Source organism: Streptococcus saliviloxodontae, from assembly GCF_016908655.1.
In the GTDB taxonomy this organism is placed as follows: domain Bacteria; phylum Bacillota; class Bacilli; order Lactobacillales; family Streptococcaceae; genus Streptococcus; species Streptococcus saliviloxodontae.
This window is the reverse complement of sequence record NZ_JAFBEI010000041.1, coordinates 1-19,518: the sequence shown is the minus strand read 5'-3', so window position 1 is coordinate 19,518 and position 19,518 is coordinate 1. Positions and strand designations below refer to the sequence as shown.

Below are 19,518 nucleotides of genomic sequence, written 5' to 3'. Positions count from 1 at the left end.
CTTAACAGGACACCTCTACTTTAACACAAAGAAAAAGTAGTGAGTACTCTCTCCCGTCAGAGATTTCCTCACTACTAATCTTAGTATGTTTTTGTATATTTCTTCACTAGAAAGATTACTTTTTCCCTGAATTGAAAAGGCTCCATCAATCGGTAAAGGTACTGGCTTTTGAGTATCGCTAATATTGATAATACCAATTGTAGCAATCAAGCAAAAGAAGAATCCAATGATACATAGTTTTAATTTCATAAGCACCTACCTATATTATAAAAGACCCTGTATATTATGGGTCTTTTATTCATAATTCATTTTTTAAAAATAGAAGTAATTCCAATGTGCGTTTAAGCGAACATCATTCCAGCTTTTTTGAGAACCTGACATTGCCCATCCATATTTTTGAGAACTAGATGATTTAACTGTTCCCCAATAATTAGTTACCGAAGATTTTGAACCAATATTGTTCGGAGATTTAACAAAGTAATTAGAATAACCATAGTTTGCATCAACTCCATAATTCCATTCATCGATGATAGGATATGGAGCTGGATTTGCAGTTGTTGCACTAGCTGTACTAGAAAATCCAAAACCTAAAGCGCCTACGACTGCTATAGCAAAAAATTTGCGACCAATTTTCTTTTTCCTATTCGTCCTCCGTGGATTGAGTTATTTGAAGAATACTTTGTTCTTCATTAGTATAATATAATAATCCCCATTGAATTGCAAGCGCTTTCTTCTTGGATTGAAATATTTTATTAAAAAATTTTTTGACAAAACAGAAATATTAACCAAAGTCAGCTATTTCAGGAGGGGTTACGGATACCTTTAGGTAGTTCAAAAGTCCAGTGGAGTTTTGAAGGGGTGACCTAGAAATAAAAAAGTCACCCTTTTTCAAAATAAAATGAAACCACCGACCGAGGTCAGTGGTTTCAGGAGATTTATGAAAAAGATACGTCCACTGTTTGGGCTTTAGCCCATTTACAGTGGTGGATACCGAACTTGTTCGGTGAAAGTTTTAGGATGGTTATAGTATATAGATCAAAGCTTAAAGTTCCTTTAAACCAGATATTATTTTTTCAAAAAAATTTTGAAAAAGATGTTGTTGATCTGGGTAAGGTTATTAGTTGTTTGCTCTCATTTTTTTGTAATCTATTCCCCAATCCCACATGGAATCGAGGATAGGCTTTAGTGAGAGTCCTAACTCTGTCAAGGAATACTCCACACGAGGCGGTACCTCAGGATAGACCTTGCGATTGACGATACCTTTGGCTTCCAAGTCACGTAGATTGCTGGTTAGTACCTTTTGGCTAATGGTGCCGATGGCGCGCTGCAATTCGCCAAAACGCTTGGTGCCATCCATCAAATCACGCAAAATCAAAATATTCCACTTGCTGCCAATCAAGAGTAAGGTGGTTTCAACAGGGCAGGCTGGTAAGTCTTGGGGTAGTTTTTTACTGGTCATGATATTCTCCAAAATAATTTTTGATGGTTTTTCTTTGAAATGACACATTAGTCACTTTTAAGTAACTAGAGTACATTAAGGTGCATACTTACAAAAAGAAACTATTGATGCTAGTATATAACCATAGCTTGAAAAAAGCAAGAAAAATTTGAAGGAGGTCATTGATATGACAATGACAAGCAATACATTTAATAACGTTACGATTCACACCTATACTGCTCCAGAAAACGGAGCCTTAGTTAATACACACATCATCGAGACTGAAGCTCATGTGATTGTGGTGGACACACAATTCATTTTGCCTTATGCTCAGGAAGTGAAAGCTTTTGTTGAGGGATTGAATAAACCAATCGACAAAATCATCATTTCTCACGGTCATCCAGATCACTGGTTTGGAACAGCTGTCTTTGAAGGTGAGAGTGTCTATGCTATTCAAGAAGTCTTGGATGAGATTCAAGAGACTGGACAGGCGGCTATCGAGCGTAATAAACCCGTTTTGGGAGACTTAATTCCAGATAAAGCTCTCGTACCAACCTTGGTTTTGGAAGAGGGAGACTTTTCTATCGATGGTGTGACTATCCGTGTGACAAAAGTAGCGGATACCGAAAGTGGCTTCATCACGACGCTTGAATTGGTGGAAGAGGGTGTTATCATTACACAGGATATTGTCTATAACGGGGTTCACCTCTTTGTTGCCCAACAACAGCTGGAAAATTGGAAAGCTGTTTTGGCAGACTTGAACAATCGTGACTGGAAGCTTGTCTTACCAGGTCATGGTTTGCCAGCGACACAGGCTGTCTTTAAAGACATGACGGACTATTTGACCCTTGCTGAAAAAACCTTAGCTGAGGTCGAGACCTTCCGTGAATACAAGGAAACAGTCATGACACATTTCCCAGAGCATAAAGGGGAAGTCTTAATTGACTTGAATGAACCATTTTTAGGATTGAAATAAAGAACAAAGGCTAGAACGTGAAGTTCTGAGCCTTTGTTATATCAAAGAAGATAAAAAAGCCCTATACAAAGGGCTTTTCTTGTCTTATCATGCCCCCTACAGGGCTCGAACCTGTGACCCATGGATTAAGAGTCCACTGCTCTACCAACTGAGCTAAGGAGGCTTGAGAAAAAGCTGTATTGGTACCGATAATTCACGTTTTGTATTGAACCCGCGACGTATAAAGCAGGTGGGCGACGCGTCTCTAACTTCAGTTGCTTCTGGGTGAGCCAGCTTGCACACTGTTAGAGAACCCTTGTCTCCCGAAAAATACAAAAATTAGTCGGTCAACACTTAGATGTGAATTCGTATACCACAGCAAGATTTCTATGTTTTTATGATACCACTTTTTTTTGAAATTTCAAGAGAAAATCGCAAAAAATGCAAACGTTTCCGAAAAATGTTAACGCGAGAGCTTGTCAATGCGCTCTTTGTTGGCTCCGAGGGCACGCTCGTATTTGCCTGTTTGGTTGGGGTCAAAGTAATTTTTGTCTAGTAATTGATCAGGAAGGTACTGTTGTTTGACCCATTTTTCAGGGAAATCGTGTGGGTAGAGGTAGTTCTTAGCATTGCCTAGCTCTTTACTGCCTGAGTAGTGCCCGTCTCGTAGGTGGCGTGGAATAGGAAGGTTGCCTGACTTTCTCAGGTCTGCCAAGGCTGCATCCATAGCCAGATAGGCTGAGTTTGACTTGGGAGACAGGGCTAGATCAATGACCACGTTGGCAATGAGGATACGAGCTTCAGGAAAGCCGATTTTTTGGGCGGCTTCAAGTGCGGTCACGGTGTGGGTCTGGGCATCTGGATTGGCAAGTCCGATATCCTCGTAAGCGATGACAGTCAAGCGTCTCGCCAGACTAGGTAGGTCGCCAGCCTCGACCAGACGAGCGGCGTAGTGGAGACTGGCGTTGACATCAGAGCCTCGGATAGACTTTTGTAGCGCCGACAGGACATCGTAGTGCCCGTCTCCGTCCTTATCCATGGTAATATAGCTGCGCTGCAAGCTATTTTCCACCGTGTCAAGGGTGATGTGGCGAAGGCCGTCGTCATTTTCAGGGGTGGACATGACGGCTAGGTCTAGGGAATTGTAGGCGGAGCGCAGGTCGCCATTAGTGGCTGTGGCGATAAAGTCACGAGCGTCAGCATCAAGCTTGACCTCAAAGGAAAAGCCTCTCTCCTTGTCGCTGATAGCTCTGTTGATGGCTTTTTTGATGTCGTCGTTGGATAAGGGCTCTAGCTCAAAAATCTGCACTCGAGAGCGAATGGCAGGTGTGACAGAGAAGAAGGGATTTTCTGTGGTTGCCCCAATCATGATAATATTGCCATTTTCAAGAAGGGGAAGGAGAAAATCTTGCTTGGTCTTGTCTAGACGGTGGATTTCGTCTAAAAGAAGAACCAGACCGCCAGAAAACTTAGCTTCCTCGGCGATTTCCTGCAGCCGCTTTTTACTATCAACGGTGGCGTTGAAGGTTCGAAAAGCGAATTTGGTCGTCCCTGCGATAGCGCTAGCAATTGAGGTCTTCCCGATGCCGGGAGGACCGTAGAGGATCATGGACGAGAGCATGTTAGCCTCCACCATGCGGCGAATGATTTTCCCCTCACCGACCAGATGCTCCTGACCGATAATCTCGGAAATATCACGAGGACGCATACGAAGAGCAAGATTATCAGGCATGGTCTTCCTCCAAGTCCTTGGCAAAAATCAGTCCGTCAACGTAGTTGCCATCAATCAGGAAAGCCTTGGTCAGTCTAGCCTCCTCTTTGAAGCCGTATTTTTGATAGAGGGAAATAGCTGTGCGGTTACTACCCATGACGTGCATGGCAATTTTGGTGTACCCCTGAGCCTTAGCCTCAGTCAGCAGCGCTGCTAAGAGAGCTTTGCCAAGTCCCTGCCCTTGGTAGCGCTCATCAATGAGTATCCCAAAAGTCGCCACGTGTTTGCCAGCGGAGAAAGGATAGTAGGGACCAAAATCCAAGACCCCTGCTATTTCTCCATCAACCTCGGCAACAAAGAAGGTCATGCCTCCTTTGAGATTGCGTTCTAGGTCACTGTCTGTCCACTGGCGATCATAGACAGGTGATGTTTCCTTGCTCCAACCTGTGTTTTGTAAGTGCAGGACGGCTTTTCGGTCATGGTCTGTCATTGGTCTGATAATCATGTTTTATCCTCTTTTTTCGTGAAATACTTGACACCATTGTAACATAAAACGGGTTCTTTTTTGTTATAATGAAGAGAAAGTAAATATGTAAAGGAAACATTATGGCTAAATTTGGATTTTTGTCTGTTCTGGAAGAAGAATTGGACAAGCACTTAAACTACGACTTTGCCATGGATTGGGATAAGAAAAATCACGCTCTCGAGGTGACGGTTGTCCTAGAAGCGCAAAACAGCTCTGCAATTGAAACCGTGGACGACCAAGGGGAGACGAGTAGCGAGGACATCGTTTTTGAGGATTATGTGCTCTTTTACAACCCTGCCAAGTCTCGCTTTGATGCTGAAGACTATCTAGTGACTATCCCATATGAGCCTAAGAAGGGCTTGTCGCGTGAGTTTCTGGCTTACTTTGCCCAGACCCTTAACGACGTTGCGACCGAAGGGCTGAACGACCTCATGGACTTCCTCTCAGACGACAGTATCGAAGAGTTCGGCTTGACTTGGGATACTGAGGCTTTTGACAATGGCAGAGTAGCACTTGAAGAGACAGACTTTTACCCTTATCCGAGGTATTAAAATGATTCATGAAATGTTGCTGGCACCAGAACCATTTGAGAAAATTAAATCCGGTCAGAAAACGATTGAACTCAGATTATATGATGATCGAAGACAGGCCATTACAATTGGTGATCAGATTTGCTTTTATAGATTAGGTGATGAGGTGCAGTTGAATACAGAAGTTGTTGCATTACACATTTTTGATGATTTTACTCAATTGTATGAAAAATTGAACTTGCTTAAATGTGGCTATACAAAGAGCGATATTGAGTTAGCAAAGCCTGAAGATATGGAAGCCTATTATGCTCTTGAGCAAATCAAAAAATACAAAGTAGTTGGTATAGAATTGAAGGTTTTAGATGAGCTTACTAGATCAGCGATTTGACTTCTCTGGCGCCAAGATTGCCCTCTTTTGTGAGGGCAAGGTTTTAAGCAGTCTGCGTGACGATTTTCCGAACCTACCTTATGCTGGTTACTGGGATTTACCGGGAGGCGGTCGCGAGGACAACGAAACGCCTTTTGAATGCTTGCAGCGAGAAGTTGAGGAAGAGCTGAGTTTAACGCTGACCAAAGATCATGTTGACTGGGTAAAGACCTATCAAGGTATGCTCGATCCCGAGAAACTCTCCGTTTTCATGGTTGGTCACATCAGTCGAAAAGAATACGACAGTATTATTCTGGGTGATGAAGGACAAGACTACAAACTCATGTCAGTTGATGAGTTTTTAATTCATGAAAAAGTTATCCCACAGTTGCAGGATAGGTTGAAAGATTATTTGGAGGAGAGGGTTTATGAGTAGTGAAACGATAGCTGCTCTAATAGGAGCAATCATTGCTGGAGGAGTCGCTTACTTTGTCTCTAATCGTGATTTGAGTGATTCTTTGGATTCTAAGTCCGATTGGCGTAAGGAGTTGTTTAGGGTTGCTTCAACGTATGAATTAACGTTAGATCATGCCCAGACGGTGAGAGCTGCCTTACGATTTTTACCTAAGAACGATGAAAAAGCTGAAGAATATTCATTCACTTGGTTTAGTGATATTATGATTGAGCATTTGGATAAGTATATTTTGAATAGTAAGTTTCAAAATAGTGAGTCTCAGGAACAGAGTATAGAGATAGATATTCCTGATATTACAATGCTAAACATGAAGGTATTGAATCAAGAAAATACAGACACATTAACAGAATTTAATAAACAAGTTGTTCGTTTGTTTGCGATGTTCCTACTGAAGTATCATTTTGAACATAGAAGTGCTATGGGACCAAAGGAGTATCTCTTTGTAGCTAATAAAAATAAACATAAAAAGTATGATCCTATCGTAGCAGAAGCATTTTTAGAGTATACGACATTGATACAGAATAAAGTGAAAGAGAGAAAGATAAAATGAAAATAAAAGGAGTGTTAGTTGGTCTAACAGTACAATTCATCTTAATCATAGTGATATCCTTACTTGCGAACAAATTTTCTGGTTTCACTATAATCTCTCCTATAAGTATCTTTTGGGTAAATAGGCCGACGCTATCTTTGACAAGCGTAGTACTATTTGTACTTTCTTTTGTAATAGCATGTTTATCTGGAAAAGTTGTCAACCAATGGCTAAAAGAAACGAGTCCTAGTAATAAAAAGAACATGTTGATTAGAGAAATAGAAATGAAGTGGCAGGAGATTTATGAGCCGAACAAGAAAAAAGTATTTGATGAAATAATAAGTGACATTAAAAATATAAAAAGTACACAAAATAAGAAATGTAAAAAGCTACTGAATGAAATTGAAATATTCTTGAAAGATAATTTAGCAGGATTAACAAAGGAGAAGCTAGATGGTGTAAAAGGAGAACTTGACACCTTATATAAACAGGTAGGAGAAAGTAAAAAAAGTAAAGAAAATAAATTACAGAAAATACTAGATGACTTGGTGCAAGATCCAGATAGAAAGGAACCCAAATGAACACTTGGAATGAACTAACGGTTCATGTGAATCGTGAGGCAGAGGAAGCTGTCTCGAATTTATTGATTGAAACGGGCAGTCAGGGGGTTGCCATTAGCGACTCGGCGGACTACATTGGTCAGGAGGATCGTTTTGGCGAGCTTTATCCTGAGGTAGAGCAGTCTGATATGATTGCCATTACAGCTTACTACCCTGATACGCTTGATATTGAGGCGGTTAAGGCTGATTTGCAGGAGCGTTTGGCTGACTTTGAGGGCTTTGGGCTTGCGACAGGTAGCGTCAGTCTTGATAGTCAGGAATTGGTCGAAGAGGACTGGGCTGACAACTGGAAGAAATACTATGAGCCAGCTCGCATTACCCATGATTTGACCATTGTGCCGTCATGGACGGACTATGAGCCAAAGGCTGGCGAGAAGATCATCAAGCTAGATCCTGGTATGGCATTTGGGACGGGAACACACCCAACGACGAAGATGAGCCTTTTTGCCTTGGAGCAGGTGCTTCGTGGTGGCGAGACGGTGATTGACGTGGGGACTGGCTCTGGCGTTCTCTCTATCGCTAGCTCGCTCTTGGGTGCCAAGGACATCTATGCCTATGATTTGGACGATGTGGCGGTGCGCGTGGCTCAGGAAAATATCGACATGAACCCAGGTACGGAGAATATCCATGTGGCAGCAGGTGACCTGCTCAAGGGTGTCGAGCAAGAGGCGGATGTCATCGTTGCCAATATCTTAGCTGATATTCTCATCCACTTGACCGAGGATGCTTATCGTCTGGTTAAGGACGAGGGCTATCTCATTATGTCTGGTATCATTTCGGAGAAATGGGACATGGTGCGTGAGAGTGCTGAAAAGGCTGGTTTCTTCCTTGAAACGCACATGGTTCAAGGTGAGTGGAATGCCTGCGTTTTCAAAAAGACAGATGATATTTCAGGAGTGATTGGCGGCTAATGCAACAGTATTTTGTAAATGGCAATGCAGAGCAGTTGGTGACCATTGAGGACAAGGATACCATCAAGCACATGTTTAACGTCATGAGATTAACAGAAGGTGACGAGGTGGTTTTGGTCTTTGATGATGCCATCAAGCGTCTGGCAAAGGTTGCTGACAGCTCTGCTCATCAGTTTGAAGTCCTCAAAGAGCTAGATAGCAATGTTGAAATGCCAGTCCAAGTGACCATCGCATCAGGTTTTCCAAAGGGTGACAAGCTGGACTTGGTGACACAGAAAGCGACGGAGCTAGGTGCTGCAGCTATTTGGGCCTTTCCAGCAGACTGGTCAGTGGTCAAATGGGACGGTAAAAAGTTGGCCAAGAAAGAAGACAAGCTAGCAAAGATTGCCCTCGGAGCAGCAGAGCAGAGCAAACGCAACCGTGTCCCAGAGGTCAGACTGTTTGAGAAAAAGGCTGGTTTTGTGGTAAGTTTATCTGACTTTGACAAGATTTTTATTGCCTACGAAGAGTCTGCCAAAGCAGGTGAATTGTCAGCGCTAGCTCAGCACTTGCAGACTGTGCAGGCAGGGCAAAAACTCCTCTTCATCTTCGGACCAGAGGGAGGCATTTCACCAAAAGAAATCGAAACCTTTGAAAAAGCTGGTGCGATCAAGGTGGGCTTGGGGCCTCGTATCATGCGAACGGAGACAGCTCCTTTCTATGCCCTTAGTGCCGTTAGCTTTGCGACGGAGATGATGGGTAAGTAAGGGATAAGTGACTGTGTTAGCCATGAAGTCCTTTGATAGTTGATTGGTATTGAAAAGCAAAAGAGAATTTATTTTTTGAAGCTAGAGCAGAGAGAAAGTGTGTGAAAATGCTTGATAACATCTGCTTTGGCTTTTTGTATGCTCTTGAAAGAAGTGTGGCGTTTTCATGAAAGCGTTTGAATTAACCTTATAAAAGTGATATGCTAGGAGTATCCCAAAGTAAGAAAGGAGTTTTATGCCAACGATTAAAGATGTTGCTAAGTTAGCTGGTGTCTCTGCGTCAACAGCTTCGAGAGCACTGCATAACAACAGTATGATTAGTGAGGCGACCAAGGAGCGCGTGCGAAAAGCCATGAAAGAACTGGACTATTCTCCTAATTATTCTGCTCAGAATTTGGTGAAGAGAGAGTCAAATACAATCGGCATTGTGCTGCCAGTTCGTGAAAATCAAGAGTCGCTTGGAAATAATCCTTTTTTCATGCAAATTATTCAAGGGATTACCAGCATTTGCACAGAGCAAGACTATATGGTTAGTCTGGCGAGCGGGCGTAGTGATCAAGAATTGATTAAGACGATTCAAACCCTGATTAAAAGCGGGAATATCAGAAAATTCATCTTTCTTTATTCTAAGAAGGATGATCCGGCTTTTGATGTTATCCAGAAAGAGGGCATTCCTTGTGTGGTGGTTGGTCAGGCTTATGGGGTTGCTAATGCAGAGACCATGTTTGTAGATAATGATAATTTTCAGGCTGGACAGGATGTTACTCAGTTTCTCTTGGAGCGTGGCTACCGTCATCAACTTTTTTTATACACTGATTTGGATGAGATGGTTCAGATGGAGCGTTATAAGGGTTATTTGGCTTTCATGCAGGATCAAGGGCTTGAGCCACTTAGTTTTCAACTATCTCGTATCGATGAGGCGGAGACAAAGGCTAAGCTTCAGGCTTTTTTAGAGGCTAACGCTTTCATAGAGGCTATGATTAGTTGCGATGATATGATTGCAGTGAGAGTGCAACGCCTTTTAGAGTGGATGGGCTATGAGGCTGATCGCTTTGCGATGATTAGTTTCAATAACACGATGGTAACTGAATTGGCCAAGCCATCTTTGACATCTGTTGAAATTTTTCCTTATCTTTTAGGGGAAAAGGCAGCAGGGCTTTTGCTGGATGAGAGGGCTGAGTCATCTCAAAACCTCTATCTTTTACCGCACCAGATTATGGAGCGAGGATCGACTCCAGGATTATAAAAAAATGAGTTTGAGTCATTTGCGTGATTACTCAAACTTTTTAAGTTTTTCTTCAGAAAACGCTTTACAAAACGGGAAAACATGTTATAATAAAACTATCAAATCACGCAAACGTTTGCATTACGTTTGTGAAGGAGGGAAACATGACTAAATTGAAAGAAAAGTTCGGTTTCGAATTTTGGCAAAAATTTGGTAAATGCTTGATGGTTGTTATTGCTGTTATGCCTGCAGCAGGGTTGATGGTAAGTATCGGGAACTCACTTACCTTGATTGATCCAACTAACACATTACTCAGCACAGTTGCCAATGTTATTGCACAAATCGGTTGGGGGATTATCAATAATCTTCATCTCTTGTTTGCATTGGCTATCGGTGGTAGCTGGGCTAAAGAGCGTGCTGGCGGAGCGTTCGCTGCTGGTATTGCCTTTATCTTGATTAACTTGATCACAGGTCACGTTTACAATGTCACACTTGATATGATTGCTAGCGACAAGGCTGTTGTCCACAATATCTTTGGTGGCAGCATGCGTGTTGCAGACTACTTCATCAATGTTCTTGGTCAACCAGCTCTCAACATGGGTGTGTTTGTCGGTATCATCTCTGGATTTGTAGGGGCTACAGCTTTCAACAAATATTACAACTACCGTAAACTTCCTGATGTGCTTTCATTCTTCAACGGGAAACGTTTCGTACCGTTTGTTGTTATCTACCGTTCAACAATCGTTGGTTTGTTGATGGCACTTATCTGGCCAGTTATTCAATCAGCTATCAACGGATTCGGTATGTGGATTGCAACTTCTCAAGATACTGCACCATTTATCGCACCATTCCTTTACGGAACACTTGAACGTTTGCTTCTTCCGTTTGGTCTTCACCATATGTTGACTGTCCCAATGAACTATACTCAATTGGGTGGTACTTATGAAATCTTGACTGGTGCTCAAGCTGGTAAAACAGTTCTTGGTCAAGACCCACTCTGGTTGGCATGGATTCAAGACTTGATTCACTTCAAACAAAGTGGTGATACAGCCGCTTATAAACACTTGATTGATACGGTTACACCAGCTCGTTTCAAAGTTGGTCAAATGATTGGTTCATCTGGTACTCTTATGGGTCTTGCCTACGCTATGTACAAAAACGTAGATGCAGACAAGAAGAAAAAATACACTGCAATGTTCGTTTCAACAGTAGCAGCTACATTCTTGACTGGTGTTACTGAACCAATCGAATACATGTTCATGTTCGTTGCAATGCCACTCTATGTTGTTTACGCTATTGTTCAAGGGATTACATTTGGTTTGGCAGATGTGATTCACCTCCGCGTTCACTCATTTGGTAATATCGAATTGCTTACACGTACACCTATGATTATTCAAGGTGGCATCTTCATGGACCTTGTGAACTTTGTGATTGCATGTGTCATCTCAGGTGTTGTCATGTACTTCATCGCAAACTTCATGATTAAGAAATTTGACTACGCAACTCCAGGTCGTAACGGTAACTACGACGACTTGACTGCAGATGAAAATGCTGATGCTTTTGATGCTAACCCAGAGACAGCTGATGCCAATTCACAAATTGTAAAAGTTATTAATGCACTTGGTGGTAAATCTAACATTGAAGATGTTGACGCTTGTATGACACGTCTTCGTGTAACTGTTAGAGATGTCGAAAAAGTAGCTTCAGAAGATGCTTGGAAGAAAATTGGTGCTATGGGTCTCGTGCTCAAAGGCAATGGGGTTCAAGCTATCTATGGACCAAAAGCAGATGTCTTGAAATCAGATATTCAAGATTTGCTTGATTCAGGAATCGCTATTCCAACTGTTAAACTCACTGAACAAACTGAGGAAGAGGCAGCTGCTAAGAACTTCCAGGGCTTGACGGAAGAAGCTGTTGCTGTTGCAGATGGTGTTGTTCTTCCTATCACTGAAGTTCATGATCCAGTCTTCTCACAAAAAATGATGGGTGACGGTTACGCTGTAGAACCAGAAAATGGTAGTGTATATGCTCCAGTCGCTGGTGTGGTGACAAGCGTCTTCCCAACAAAACATGCTCTTGGTATCTTAACTGACAATGGTCTTGAAGTGCTTGTCCATGTTGGTATCGATACAGTAGCTCTAAATGGTGCACCATTCTCAGCTAAGGTTGCAGAAGGTGACCGCGTTGCAGCAGGGGATCTTCTCTTGGTAGCAGATCTTGAAGCCATCAAGTCAGCAGATCGTGAAACAACTATTATCGTTGCCTTTACAAATACTGCTGAAGTCAAAGAAGTTCGTCTCGAACAAGTTGGTCGTGTTGCAGCTAAAACTGTTGTCGCTAGAGTTGACATCTAATAGAAAAGAATCGTTTGGTTTGAGCCAGACGATTCCTTTTATGAAAGGAAGAGATAGACATGAAATGCCTTACGTTAAATACTCATAGTTGGATGGAAGACCATTTTCAAGAAAAGTATGATGCCTTATTGAGACAGTTACTAGAGGGGACCTATGACCTTATCTGTCTCCAAGAGATTAACCAGCTAATGACGAGTCAAGAAGTTTCTAATCCTCTTAACTATCAAGCGCTTGCCTGTAACCCTGCGATTCATGAAGATAATTTTGCGTTGAAATTAGTGAAAGATTTGGCCGAAGCAGGTCTTAATTATTACTGGTCGTGGGCTTATAATCATATTGGCTACGACAAGTATCATGAAGGTGTAGCCCTTCTAAGCTTGACACCAATCGTGCCACGAGATATCTTAGTTTCAGATGTTGATGATGAGAGAGATTATCACACCCGTCGTCTACTTTCAGTTGAGACGGTTTTGGGAAATAGCAGAGCTTGTTTTACTAGTTTGCACCTGTCATGGTGGGACAAGGGTTTCCAAGGCGAGTGGCAAAAACTTGAGACAGCCCTATCGACAGTTGATTGTCCTTTGGTCTTGATGGGAGACTTCAATAACCCGACTGACCAAGAAGGTTATCAAGCAGTGCTTTCAAGTCCACTCAACCTAAAAGATAGTCACAAGATTGCTAAAGAAGTCTCAGGAGACTTCACTATTACAGCAGACATTGACGGCTGGGAAGGTAATAGCCATCAGCTCAAGGTTGACCATGCCTTTGTGAGTCAAGGGGTGAGTGTCAAGTCTTCTAAAGTGATCTTTGACGGGAAAGAGACGCCTGTGGTTAGTGATCATTTTGGCTTGGAAATTGTTATTGAGTTATAGGAAAAGGTTGGGACAAGAGTCCTGCCTTTTTACTTTTTTGTCATAACGGTTGATGTGTGCTTGATTAGGGACGTGTGGTAAAAGTTTTCTTATCTTGGTATAATGACCAGGATGGAGGAAGTCAATTCATGTTGATTAGAAGAGCAAAAAAAGAAGAATTACCTATTATAGCAGAACTTGTTGCGTCTGCATTCAAATCGGCAGAGCATTCTGATGGGAACGAACACGATTTGGTGCTTGCTTTATGCGATAGCTCAGCCTTTATACCAGAATTATCACTCGTAGCAGAACTAAATGGAAAGCTCATTGGTCATATTCTGTTTACAAAAGCTAGTGTGGCTGGTCAGCCAGTCCTTGTTTTAGCACCAGTTTCGGTCTTGCCAGATTATCAAGGAAAAGGTGTGGGCACCGCATTGATTGAGACGGGGCATCAAATAGCTAAGGATTTGGGTTACGCCTATATTTCTGTATTGGGAAGTGATACCTATTATCCTAGATTTGGTTATCTTCCTGCTACAAGATACGGCATCAGCGCACCCTTTAAGGTAGCAGATGAGTATTTTATGATGCTGAGATTGACTGAGGAGGCACCAGAATGCCAAGGACAGCTTTGTTATCCTTCAGAATTTGGTATCGATGACTAGGCTTATCTAACTATTAGGAGGATAAAAAGATGAAACAGAGCTCCTTATCGGATGGAGCTCTGTTTTTTGATGCTTTAGTTAGACCCTTTTCTTACAAATTTGTAAGGCAAGCTGTTCGTCCTGTAAGGTTAGCTCTGCGATTTTGCGATAAAATAAGAGCATAGAAAATGACATGAGGGGAAATGCTATGTTATTAGAAATCAATCATTTGGAAAAAGTTTATCGTACCCGCTTTTCGAAGGAAGAGACTAGAGCTCTTCAAGATGTGGACTTCAAGGTTCAAGAGGGGGAGTTTATCGCCATCATGGGTGAGTCGGGTTCTGGTAAGACGACGCTACTCAATATTATTGCGACCTTAGACAAGGCTAGCAAGGGGTCGGTTGTTTTGAAGGGGCAGGACATCACTGGTATCAAAGAGAGTAAGTTGGCAGATTTTCGTCTGCGAAACCTTGGTTTTGTTTTCCAAGATTTTAATCTTTTGGATACGCTCTCCATTAGAGATAATATCTTTTTGCCTCTAGTCTTGGCTCGTAAGACTTATCAGGAGATGGAAAGTCGCTTACAAGACTTGGCACCGACGCTTCGGATTCAGGATTTACTGGAAAAACGTCCCTTTGAGTTGTCTGGCGGTCAAAAGCAGCGCGTGGCTATTGCGCGTAGTCTGATGAGTAATCCCTTGTTGCTTTTGGCAGATGAACCGACAGCAGCGCTGGATTATCGTAATTCTGAAGATTTGCTCAATCTGTTTGAAACCATCAATGATGATGGTCAGACCATTTTGATGGTGACGCATTCGGCAAATGCAGCCAGTCATGCTAAGCGTGTCTTGTTTATCAAAGATGGGCGTATTTTCCACCAAATCTATCGAGGTAACAAGACCAATCAGGAATTTAGCAAGGATATTTCCTTGACCATGACAGCTCTTTTAGGAGGTGACTAGGATGTTCTATCTCAAATTGGCCAAGTCCAATGTTTTAAAATCACTTCAACATTATCTGCCTTTTATGTTGGCAAGCTTGATTTTGTTTGCAGTTAATTGCTCAACGCTCCTGATTTTACTCAGTCCTATCGGCGAAGGCATGCGTACAGGTGGTATGATTTTGGCACTGGGTGTGATTGTTCTTAGTATTTTCGCCTTGATTATGGAAGTTTATAGCTACAATATTCTCATGAAACAGCGTAGCCGTGAATTTGGGCTCTATAATGTTTTAGGCATGAACAAGCGTCAGGTGGGTCTGGTAGCGAGTCTGGAGCTAGGACTTATCTATCTCTTTCTCCTTATTTTTGGGAGTCTGTTCAGCGCTATATTCGCTAATTTTCTCTATCTGATTTTTGTCAATCTCATCCACTATGATCAATTGATACTGAGCTATTCAGTTCTGCCATTTATCCTCAATGCCCTTATCTTTACAGGTATTTTTCTGATTTTAGAGTTTGTGGCGATGAGACGTATTGCTAAGACGAGTCCTTTAGAGCTTTTTCGTAAGAGTTCTGAAGGGGAGCGTGAGCCTAAGGGCAATATTATTTTAGCTTTTCTTGGAGTCCTTGGTCTTGGAGGAGGTTACGCTATTTCTTTGACCTCAGCTAAAGCCAGTGGGATAATTGTGACCATGCGCTTTTTTGTGGCTGTTCTTTGTGTCATTGCAGGGACCTACCTTTTCTATATCAGCTTTATGGCTTGGTATTTGAAACGCCGTCGTCGCAACAAAACCTATTATTACAATCCGAGACATTTTATTCCGACATCGCAGATGCTCTTTCGCATGAAACAGAATGCTGTTGGGCTTGCTAGCATCACTCTTTTAGCGGTCATGTCTCTGGTGACTATCGGAACCACGGTTGCCCTTTACACCAACACTCAGTCACTCAAGGACAGTCGCTTTCTCAAAAATACGGCAATCGCTGTGGACACGACAGCTTACGGCAACCATGATGATATAGTAAAACAGTTGATTACCGATAAGGTGGGCAACAAGGATGTTATCACTTATACAGCCAGCATGGCGACATTACCAGTTACGGTGGATAGTAAGGAAGTGACCGTCAATGCTAAGGTTTTTGAGAATCTCGATTATGGCAATCTTTCCTTTACTTATGTCATCACTCAGGATGATTTTCGTCATTTGGGCAATAAAATAGCAGAGCTATCCACTGACGAGGCTGCCTTCTATGGCTTCAAGGGAGCTAGTCAGTTGCAGCAGTTGCACCTGTTTGACCAAAACTTTAAGGTGAAAAATCTAAAAAATGCTATTTTACCAGAATTACAAACAACCTATAATGCCTCTCTTTTGGTCGTGGCTAATGACCAAGTTGCCAATCAGATTAAGACAGATTTTGCAAGCTATATGACTAAGGTCACTAGTCTTTCAACAATCTATAATATTCAAGTTGATTTGACGGACAAAGAGCTTGCCAAAGTTGCTACTCGCCAGCCAAATGGTGATGAGATAGGAACAATTACTGGTCAGGATGGTCAGAAGCTTTTTTCTGTTGACTCTAGTGACAATTTTTTGGAGAGTGCCTATGCCTTCTATGGTGGCTTTCTCTTCACAGGTGTCTTACTGGGCATTAGCTTCCTACTTGGCGCAGCCCTCATCATCTACTACAAACAGTACGCAGAAGGTCACGAAGACCAAAAATCTTATCGCATCTTGCAAGAGGTAGGCATGAACAAGGCTCAAGTGAAAAAGACCATCAGTTCTCAGATGCTATTGCTCTTCTTTATGCCACTCGCCTTGGCAAGTCTTGATTATGCGATGGCAACGCCTATGCTCAAGCAAATGCTACTCATCTTTGGTGTCATGGATAATCGTATGGTCTACCTGGTGAGCGCTATGACAGTGTTAGCGATTGTTGCTTTCTACTTTGTTATCTACAAGACCACTAGCAGAACCTACTACAAACTCATCGAAAGATAGAAACAGTGGCGATTTTTCGCCACTTTTTTGGTAGAATAAAGACAAAAGGAGGCACTATGAAAGCAGGAAAACTGTTCATCGTTGAAGATGATCCCAATATTGTAACAGCTTTAAAAGAGCATCTGTCTCAGACCTATGAGGTCTATAGTGTTCAAAATTTTCGTGCCATCAAGCAGGAGGTAGCAGACATCAAGCCAGACCTGATTTTGATGGACATTACCTTGCCTTATTTTAATGGCTTTTATTGGACGACTGAAATTCGAAAAGACCATACGTTGCCGATCATTTTCATTTCCTCTAGTGACGATGAGATGGATATGGTCATGGCTCTCAATATGGGTGGTGATGATTTTATTGCCAAGCCCTTCTCGCTGACAGTTCTTGAGGCAAAGATTTCAGCCTTTTTGAGACGCGTGCAGCAGTTTACACAGGATGGTTATCATTTGGGAGAATTTCACTTTAGCCATGATGGAGTGCTGTCAGACGGTAGTCAGCAGGTTAGTCTTTCTCCTACTGAAACCAAAATCTTAGCCATACTTTTTACCAATACAGGACAAGTTGTTCCGAAAGGTGACCTGCTCAAGCAACTCTGGGAGAACGAGGCTTTTATCGACCAAAACACGCTGAGTGTCAATATGACGCGATTGCGTAAAAAAGTTCAGTCTATCGGCTTTGACCATATTCATACCGTGAGGGGCGTGGGGTATTTGTTGAAATGATTCTTGCTTTTTTAAAGGAGTACCGCCTTTGGTACGTGACCTACGTGGTTTTACTGTTCTTATTTTACCTGACCTTTTACCTCTATCAACTGCCAATGACTTATTTTGGCATGAGTTTGCTCTTTAATGCCAGTCTCTTTCTCATCGTTAGTGCCTACCAGTACTACCTCTTTTCTCGAAAAATGCTGGCGCTTAGACAGGCGATTGACTGCGACAGCCTTGATTTTTCCCAAAAACCATCAGACCTTGCCTATGAGCAGCTCCTGAAACGGCAAAAAAGAGCTAATGACCAAGCTTATGCAGTGGTTAAATCGCAGTTGGAGCAGAGCCAAGCCATGGTGAAACTTTGGTCGCATCAGATGAAAGTACCTCTTTCAGCCCTGTCCTTGATGAGTCAGACCAATCGCTTGGACAAGACGGCTGTTGACCAGCAGCTACTCAGCCTCCAACAGTATGTGGAGACCCTCTTGACCTATCTAAAATTTCAGCAGAATAAGGATGACTTTCGCTTTGAGCGGGTTTCAGCCCGTCGTTTGCTCCTGGACTTGGTCAAGAAGTATGCGGTGTCCTGTATGGCAAAGGAACTGTCGGTAACTCTTGATGGTGATTGGGAGTTGACGACGGATAGAAAATGGCTGAGCTTTGCTTTGGGGCAAATCTTGGACAATGCTATTAAGTACTCCCAAAAAGGTGGTCAAATTGTGATTAGGATAAGTGAGCAAGAAATCCTTATCCAAGATTATGGGATTGGTATTTTAGAAGAGGATCTACCGCGACTTTTTGAAGAAGGCTTTACAGGCTTCAACGGCCATGAACACCAAAAGGCGACAGGTTTAGGGCTTTATATCACCAAACAAATCTTAGATAGCCTTAATCTAACCATCACCATTGATAGTCAGATCGATGTTGGGACTAGTGTTCGCTTATGTAAGAAAGAGAAAAGAAGTTAGTCTCGCAACTAACTTCTTTTCGTTTAATCAATAAGTGGGCTCTTGAGGTAGGCATCAACCAAGCGTTCGGTTGCCTCTACAGAGTCGGTGTGTGTGCGTTCGTAGGAGTGACTGGACTCGATACCAGCACCAAGTAGGGCGTGCTTGACCTCAGCACCTGCACGCATAGCAGCAGAGGCATCGCTACCATAGTAAGGGTAGATGTCTAGTTTATAAGGGATCTTATTGGTTTCGCAGAGAGCCACCATGTGTTGACGAAGCTCATAGTGGTAGGGACCAGAACCGTCCTTGACGCAGATAGAGACAGTGTACTCATCTGTGGCTTGATCGTCTCCCATAGCCCCCATGTCAACAGCCAAGTATTCGACAGCCTCTTTTGGTAGGCTAGAGTTAGCACCGTGACCAACTTCCTCAAAGGCTGAGAAGTAGAAGTGAGTGGTATGTGGCAGTTGAACATTTTCTTCTTTGTAGATTTTGAGAAGCTCGATGAGAATGGCTGCGCTGACCTTGTCATCGAGGTGACGAGACTTGATAAAGCCAGACTCTGTTACCACCACACGAGGGTCAAAGGAGATAAAATCTCCGACTTCGATACCGAGTGCGCGCGTTTCATCAGCATTGGTTACTTTTTCATCTAGGCGAATTTCCATATTGTCCTGAGTACGCTCAGCTGTCCCAGCATCACGGTAGACATGGACAGACGTTTGGTGAATGAGAATGGTTCCTGAAATCTCTCTGCCATTTTTAGCCACATGGACAGTACAGTTTTCCCCTTCGATGGCATTGTAAACAAAGCCACCAACCAAGGCAAGTTTGAGGCGACCGTCAGGCTTGATGGCACGAACCATGGCACCGAGTGTGTCCAAGTGGGCTGTTACGATACGGTGTTTGCTGTCATCGAGTCCTTTGACAGAGACCATGAGACCGCCCTTGTCACGACAAACGCATGAAGAAAATATCGTTTTCAGAAATTAATTTCATAAACTAGATAAACGACCTCCGGTATAATAGTAGTGGAGGTCGTTGTT

General features: G+C 42.6%; 20 protein-coding genes, 1 tRNA gene, 1 other RNA gene and 2 pseudogenes. 16 read left to right on the top strand and 8 right to left on the bottom strand.

Going from position 1 to position 19,518, the window contains the following annotated elements:
* Positions 1-54: 54 nt before the first annotated feature.
* The 3 genes and pseudogenes from JOC31_RS08630 to JOC31_RS08625 all read right to left on the bottom strand — a co-directional run.
* Positions 55-249 (bottom strand): annotated as a pseudogene (locus JOC31_RS08630) (ABC transporter permease); the annotation flags it as partial.
* 63 nt (positions 250-312) lie between these two features.
* Positions 313-630 carry a hypothetical protein gene (locus JOC31_RS10030; protein ID WP_338058842.1) on the bottom strand — a complete coding sequence of 106 codons (318 nt, stop codon included), beginning with the start codon at positions 628-630 and terminating at the stop codon, positions 313-315.
* Between the two features lie 487 nt (positions 631-1,117).
* Positions 1,118-1,459 (bottom strand): winged helix-turn-helix transcriptional regulator, encoded by a 342-nt coding sequence (locus JOC31_RS08625; protein WP_205017755.1) that lies wholly within the window; start codon positions 1,457-1,459, stop codon positions 1,118-1,120.
* A gap of 166 nt (positions 1,460-1,625) precedes the next feature.
* On the opposite strand from JOC31_RS08625, the gene JOC31_RS08620 reads away from it, so the two are divergent.
* Positions 1,626-2,414, top strand: coding sequence for an MBL fold metallo-hydrolase (locus tag JOC31_RS08620; RefSeq protein WP_205017754.1), 789 nt, complete (start codon positions 1,626-1,628; stop codon positions 2,412-2,414).
* A gap of 90 nt (positions 2,415-2,504) precedes the next feature.
* On the opposite strand, the gene JOC31_RS08615 is transcribed toward JOC31_RS08620, so the two are convergent.
* The 4 genes from JOC31_RS08615 to JOC31_RS08600 all read right to left on the bottom strand — a co-directional run bounded on the left by JOC31_RS08615 (position 2,505) and on the right by JOC31_RS08600 (position 4,609).
* Positions 2,505-2,577 (bottom strand) — tRNA-Lys (locus tag JOC31_RS08615).
* 4 nt (positions 2,578-2,581) lie between these two features.
* Positions 2,582-2,778: non-coding RNA, 6S RNA (gene ssrS / locus JOC31_RS08610), on the bottom strand.
* 78 nt (positions 2,779-2,856) lie between these two features.
* Positions 2,857-4,125 (bottom strand): replication-associated recombination protein A, encoded by a 1,269-nt coding sequence (locus JOC31_RS08605; protein WP_205017753.1) that lies wholly within the window; start codon positions 4,123-4,125, stop codon positions 2,857-2,859.
* Positions 4,118-4,609 carry a GNAT family N-acetyltransferase gene (locus tag JOC31_RS08600; RefSeq protein WP_205017752.1) on the bottom strand — a complete coding sequence of 164 codons (492 nt, stop codon included), beginning with the start codon at positions 4,607-4,609 and terminating at the stop codon, positions 4,118-4,120. The genes JOC31_RS08605 and JOC31_RS08600 overlap by 8 nt, the downstream gene beginning before the upstream one ends.
* Positions 4,610-4,710: 101 nt before the next feature.
* Here JOC31_RS08600 and JOC31_RS08595 point away from each other — a divergent pair, with 101 nt between their 5' ends.
* The 15 genes from JOC31_RS08595 to JOC31_RS08525 all read left to right on the top strand — a co-directional run bounded on the left by JOC31_RS08595 (position 4,711) and on the right by JOC31_RS08525 (position 18,490).
* Positions 4,711-5,181 carry a DUF3013 family protein gene (locus JOC31_RS08595; protein WP_205017751.1) on the top strand — a complete coding sequence of 157 codons (471 nt, stop codon included), beginning with the start codon at positions 4,711-4,713 and terminating at the stop codon, positions 5,179-5,181.
* 1 nt (position 5,182) lies between these two features.
* Entirely contained in the window at positions 5,183-5,548 is a 366-nt protein-coding gene (locus tag JOC31_RS08590; protein ID WP_239551749.1) for an ASCH domain-containing protein, read from the top strand.
* Complete coding sequence (locus tag JOC31_RS08585; RefSeq protein ID WP_205017750.1) at positions 5,523-5,963, top strand: NUDIX hydrolase; 441 nt, start codon at positions 5,523-5,525, stop codon at positions 5,961-5,963. The genes JOC31_RS08590 and JOC31_RS08585 overlap by 26 nt, the downstream gene beginning before the upstream one ends.
* Positions 5,956-6,552 carry a hypothetical protein gene (locus JOC31_RS08580; protein WP_205017749.1) on the top strand — a complete coding sequence of 199 codons (597 nt, stop codon included), beginning with the start codon at positions 5,956-5,958 and terminating at the stop codon, positions 6,550-6,552. The genes JOC31_RS08585 and JOC31_RS08580 overlap by 8 nt, the downstream gene beginning before the upstream one ends.
* A gap of 242 nt (positions 6,553-6,794) precedes the next feature.
* Positions 6,795-7,112: a hypothetical protein gene (locus JOC31_RS08575; protein WP_205017748.1), complete on the top strand. Its 318-nt coding sequence runs from the start codon at positions 6,795-6,797 to the stop codon at positions 7,110-7,112.
* On the top strand, positions 7,109-8,062 hold the full coding sequence (prmA, locus tag JOC31_RS08570) for a 50S ribosomal protein L11 methyltransferase (RefSeq protein WP_205017747.1): 954 nt from the start codon (positions 7,109-7,111) through the stop codon (positions 8,060-8,062). The genes JOC31_RS08575 and prmA overlap by 4 nt, the downstream gene beginning before the upstream one ends.
* Positions 8,062-8,808 carry a 16S rRNA (uracil(1498)-N(3))-methyltransferase gene (locus JOC31_RS08565; protein ID WP_205017746.1) on the top strand — a complete coding sequence of 249 codons (747 nt, stop codon included), beginning with the start codon at positions 8,062-8,064 and terminating at the stop codon, positions 8,806-8,808. Before prmA ends, JOC31_RS08565 begins: the two co-directional genes overlap by 1 nt.
* 235 nt (positions 8,809-9,043) lie before the next feature.
* Entirely contained in the window at positions 9,044-10,054 is a 1,011-nt protein-coding gene (locus JOC31_RS08560; RefSeq protein WP_205017745.1) for a LacI family DNA-binding transcriptional regulator, read from the top strand.
* 143 nt (positions 10,055-10,197) lie between these two features.
* Positions 10,198-12,387: a PTS transporter subunit IIBC gene (locus JOC31_RS08555; RefSeq protein WP_205017744.1), complete on the top strand. Its 2,190-nt coding sequence runs from the start codon at positions 10,198-10,200 to the stop codon at positions 12,385-12,387.
* Between the two features lie 59 nt (positions 12,388-12,446).
* Positions 12,447-13,259 carry an endonuclease/exonuclease/phosphatase family protein gene (locus tag JOC31_RS08550; RefSeq protein ID WP_205017743.1) on the top strand — a complete coding sequence of 271 codons (813 nt, stop codon included), beginning with the start codon at positions 12,447-12,449 and terminating at the stop codon, positions 13,257-13,259.
* 128 nt (positions 13,260-13,387) lie between these two features.
* Positions 13,388-13,903, top strand: a complete 516-nt coding sequence (locus tag JOC31_RS08545; protein ID WP_205017742.1) for a GNAT family N-acetyltransferase — start codon at positions 13,388-13,390, stop codon at positions 13,901-13,903.
* Positions 13,904-14,090: 187 nt separating this feature from the next.
* Positions 14,091-14,843 carry an ABC transporter ATP-binding protein gene (locus JOC31_RS08540; protein WP_205017741.1) on the top strand — a complete coding sequence of 251 codons (753 nt, stop codon included), beginning with the start codon at positions 14,091-14,093 and terminating at the stop codon, positions 14,841-14,843.
* Position 14,844: 1 nt separating this feature from the next.
* Complete coding sequence (locus JOC31_RS08535) at positions 14,845-16,821, top strand: FtsX-like permease family protein (protein WP_205017740.1); 1,977 nt, start codon at positions 14,845-14,847, stop codon at positions 16,819-16,821.
* 56 nt (positions 16,822-16,877) lie between these two features.
* Positions 16,878-17,540 carry a response regulator transcription factor gene (locus tag JOC31_RS08530; RefSeq protein ID WP_205017739.1) on the top strand — a complete coding sequence of 221 codons (663 nt, stop codon included), beginning with the start codon at positions 16,878-16,880 and terminating at the stop codon, positions 17,538-17,540.
* A complete protein-coding gene (locus JOC31_RS08525; protein ID WP_205017738.1) occupies positions 17,537-18,490 on the top strand; it encodes a sensor histidine kinase in 954 nt (317 codons plus the stop codon). Before JOC31_RS08530 ends, JOC31_RS08525 begins: the two co-directional genes overlap by 4 nt.
* A 23-nt stretch (positions 18,491-18,513) precedes the next feature.
* Here JOC31_RS08525 and JOC31_RS08520 read toward each other — a convergent pair.
* Positions 18,514-19,422, bottom strand: a pseudogene (locus tag JOC31_RS08520) (M42 family metallopeptidase); the annotation flags it as partial.
* Positions 19,423-19,518: the final 96 nt, after the last annotated feature.